2 protein-coding genes and 1 other annotated feature are annotated in these 4,260 nt (G+C 38.8%); both genes read right to left on the bottom strand.

The genetic code is table 11. From position 1 onward, the window contains the following. Positions 1-175: 175 nt before the first annotated feature. On the bottom strand, positions 176-2,821 hold the full coding sequence (locus tag B371_RS0101290; protein WP_019412515.1) for a valine--tRNA ligase: 2,646 nt from the start codon (positions 2,819-2,821) through the stop codon (positions 176-178). 98 nt (positions 2,822-2,919) lie between these two features. Further along, positions 2,920-3,145, bottom strand: a binding site (T-box leader). Positions 3,146-3,446: 301 nt separating this feature from the next. Continuing rightward, entirely contained in the window at positions 3,447-4,007 is a 561-nt protein-coding gene (locus tag B371_RS0101280) for a hypothetical protein (protein ID WP_019412513.1), read from the bottom strand. Positions 4,008-4,260: the final 253 nt, after the last annotated feature.

The raw sequence follows: 4,260 nt of genomic DNA, 5'->3' as shown, positions 1-4,260 counted from the left end.
CTACCCAGTTTGACCGATAAACTTTTCTAAATCAAAAAATCACTTTAAAAATCATCTCAGTAATTCAAGTGAACTAGCTTTTGAAACACTCCTGAATGATTTCTTCTTTTGAGCTTCAAACCCCAAGAAAAAAAGCGTCTCAAAAGCTTTATGCTTTTGAGACACTCTTTAAAAATTATATATTCTTCAATTCAGCTAAGCGTTTTTCAACAATCGCGTGTTTTTCAATATAGTCTTGTTGTTTTGCACGTTCTTCCGCTACGACTGCTTCTGGTGCTTTTGACACGAAGCGTTCGTTGGAAAGTTTGCCTGTTACAAGCTTAACTTCTTTCGCCCATTTTTCCAGTTCTTTTTCTAAGCGAACCTTTTCAGCTGCGAAATCAATTAAACCTTCGAGTGGTAGAAATAGTTGTGCACCAGATACAACACTTGACATTGATTGGCCAGGTGCCTCGATTCCTTGACCCAGTACTAATGGTTCTGGGTTACAGAATTTCTCTAAGTACATCTTGTTTTCTTCAAGTATCGCTAAAGTTTCAGCATCTTTTGCTGAGATGTATAGAGGTACTTTTTTACTCATTGGCGTTTGAACTTCAGCACGAATTGTTCGAACAGAGCGAATGATATCTGAAAGCAATTTCATACTTGATGCTTTCTTAGTATCTGTCAATAATTCATTTACTGTTGGCCATGCAGCTATTGTTATGGATTCACCTTCGTGTGGTAAGCTCTGCCAAATTTCTTCGGTGATGAACGGCATAAATGGATGTAGTAATCGCATCGTATTGTCTAACACATATGCTAATACTGAACGTGTCATTTTCTTAGCGTCTTCATCTTCACCGTTTAAAGGAAGTTTCGCCATCTCGATATACCAGTCACAGAAGTCATCCCATATGAAGTTGTAAAGTGCGCGACCTACTTCACCGAACTCATATTTATCTGCTTGTTTCGTAACTTGATCAATTGTTTCATTTAAGCGAGTTAGAATCCATGCATCTGCAACTGATTTTTCACCGCTTAAGTCGATGTCTTCAAACTTCATTCCTTCCATGTTCATCATGGCGAAACGTGATGCGTTCCAAATCTTATTGGCAAAGTTCCAAACGGACTCTACTTTTTCAATTGAGAAACGTAAATCTTGCCCTGGTGATGAACCAGTTGATAAGAAGTAGCGGAGTGAATCTGCACCATATTTATCGATAACGTCCATAGGATTAATCCCGTTACCTAGTGATTTGGACATCTTTCGACCATCCTCAGCACGTACCAAACCATGAATTAATACATCATCAAACGGCCGTTTATCAGTAAATTCAAGACCTTGGAAGATCATACGAGATACCCAAAATGCAATAATGTCGTAACCGGTAACCAATACATCAGTTGGATAATAACGTTTGAATTCTTCGTTCGTTTCATCCGGCCAACCCATTGTTGAGAACGGCCAAAGCGCAGATGAGAACCAAGTGTCTAAAACGTCTTCATCTTGTTTCCAGTTTTCACTGTCAGCAGGTGCTTCATGGCCAACGTAAATTTCATTTGTGTCATTATGATACCATGCTGGAATGCGGTGACCCCACCATAATTGGCGAGAGATACACCAGTCGTGAATGTTTTCCATCCAGCGTAAATACGTATTTTCAAAACGCTCTGGTACGAATTCAACCTTATCTTCACCTTGTTGTAATTTAATCGCTTTATCAGCAAGTGGCTGCATGTTAACAAACCATTGTGTTGAAAGATACGGTTCAACAACTGCACCACTACGTTCAGAGTGACCAACCGAATGAAGATGTTCTTCAATTTTAAATAAGACGCCGGATTCTTGAAGGTCCGCTACAATTTGTTTGCGACATTCAAAACGATCCATTCCTTCATACTTTCCAGCTAGACCATTCATTGTCCCATCTTCATTCATAACTAAAATACGCTCTAAGTTATGTCGATTACCTAATTCAAAGTCATTTGGATCATGTGCTGGTGTGATTTTAACTGCACCACTTCCAAGTTCCATATCGGCATAATCATCTGCGACTATTTTAATTTCACGTCCAACGATTGGTAAGGTTACTGTTTTACCGATTAAATGTAAATAACGTTTATCTTCAGGATGCACGGCTACGGCGGTATCGCCAAGCATCGTTTCAGGTCGAGTGGTAGCAATTTCAATATAACCCGTGCCATCTGATAGTGGGTAACGCATATGATAGAAGGCACCCTGTACGTCTTGATGAATTACTTCAATATCAGATAACGCTGTTTTCGTTGCGGGATCCCAGTTGATAATACGTTCTCCACGATAAATTAGGTCCTTTTTATAAAGTTTAACAAAAACTTCTTTAACAGCATTTGATAAACCTTCATCAAGCGTAAAACGCTCACGAGAATAATCTAAACCTAGACCAAGTTTTGACCATTGCGTACGAATATGGCTAGCATATTCTTCTTTCCATTTCCACGATTCTGTAATGAAGTCATCACGACCTAAATCGTAACGTGATTTGCCTTCTGAACGAAGTTTCTCTTCTACCTTCGCTTGAGTCGCAATTCCAGCATGGTCCATTCCTGGTAACCAGAGTGCATCATATCCTTGCATGCGTTTCATGCGAATTAAAATATCTTGCAAAGTTGTGTCCCAAGCGTGGCCTAAGTGTAATTTACCCGTAACGTTTGGTGGTGGTATAACGATTGTGTAGGGTTCCTTATTACTTTTTGGTTGAGCTTCAAAAAACTTTCCTTTTAGCCACCATTCATAACGGCCTTGTTCAATCGACTTTGGATCATATTTTGTTGGGAGTTGTGGTTTTTGTTCTGTCATGATAAGTTCCTCCTTTTTTATTAGAAAAGCGTACTACACCAGTCCATAGAAATCGTTGTTAATATTTTTTAACCATACAAAAAAACTCCAGTCGTCACAAAAAGGACGAAGGAGTTGTTCGCGGTACCACCTTTATTCGCAGATAATCAAATAATCATCACGCGCTCAAGTTTATATAACGGCTTTTAACCGGTTTCTGCTACTACATTTTTTCACAGAAACTGCTCCTGGGCGACATTCAAAGTGTGTTAACGGAAACTTTCACCAAGCGTTTCCTCTCTACTGATAACAGCACATTTTACTCTTCCCAATCGATGCATCCATATTTAGTTGACACGTCAAGCAACTGCTTGCAAAGCCTTACGTATTTCAAGATTAAAATTATTGTATAGGACTACACGTCTAGACGTCAAGTATTATTGAAAGGAGGAATTTAAATGAGAAGAGGATATAACCCCTACCTGCTTCCCCCTTGGCTTCGTAGAACTCGTTTTTATTGTAAAAGTATTGTCATACCCATTTGTTGTTTCCAACTAATTAGAACCATTTTTATCCCAACCACATTCGATATCTTTCTCTTGTGTTTTCTAATTGGGTTTGCTTTTCTATTTCAAAGAGATTTCATTTAACTTTCAAATACTGTATAAGAATCCTTTAAATCATACAAGAAAAATGGTAATGCACTATCCCCTTTAGGCGCTTGATTTTCTTCTGGGGAGGATTCCTCACTTGATGAGCTGCTACTTGAAGAGCTAGAACTACTTTCCATTGGTAGTTCTTCAACTTCTTCATACGAACACATGACGTCCCATCCAATTTTTAACGTTTGGTCTTCAGTGATGATAGCTTCTATGTTAGATAATTGAATTTCCGGTTGTATTTTACCGTGAACGTAAGTTGGTGGTAATTCAACAAATAAAGGTACTGCATATTCAAAATAACCATTTTCACCATTTAGGTCTAGGTCATCAATTGATATACATTCTGAAGTGTAAAGATGTTGACATTCACCTGGTTGAAAATGGACATTTGCTGATATGTGGTAAATACCATATAAACTGCACACTCCATTTAATTGTTGAAATTCAACTTGCGGTTTAACGTTTATTTTAAATGCATCGCTTGGTACCCCATAATGTTCCGGGAAATAAAATACTTCTTGCAGATTCCAATTTACTTGATTCACTTCTTGTCCTCCTTTACAAAGCTATGTGAAAGAGTTTATGCGAATGAATGCTAAGTTATGATTTTGTATGTGTAAATTTAAGTATCAGTCTAGACGGACATTCCATATAGTATCGACTTTGGTTTTAGGTATAATTTCCGTTACAGGCGGACGCTTTCCGCGGGCGAGCGTCAAGTCTCCTCGTCGCAAGCTCCTGCGGGGTCTCGTCTGTCTCGCTTTTCCCGCAGGAGTCGCCGCCTTCCACTACAATCAT

Origin of the sequence: Paenisporosarcina sp. TG20, assembly GCF_000286315.1 — a bacterium.
Lineage (GTDB): Bacteria > Bacillota > Bacilli > Bacillales_A > Planococcaceae > Paenisporosarcina.
Note: the sequence above shows the minus strand (reverse complement) of the source record. Positions and strands in the feature narration are given on the sequence as shown.

What these genes read in the sequence shown, in the direction of transcription:
- B371_RS0101290 (WP_019412515.1), bottom strand. Translation starts at nt 2,821, where the DNA reads ATGACAGAACAAAAACCACAACTCCCAACAAAATATGATCCAAAGTCG.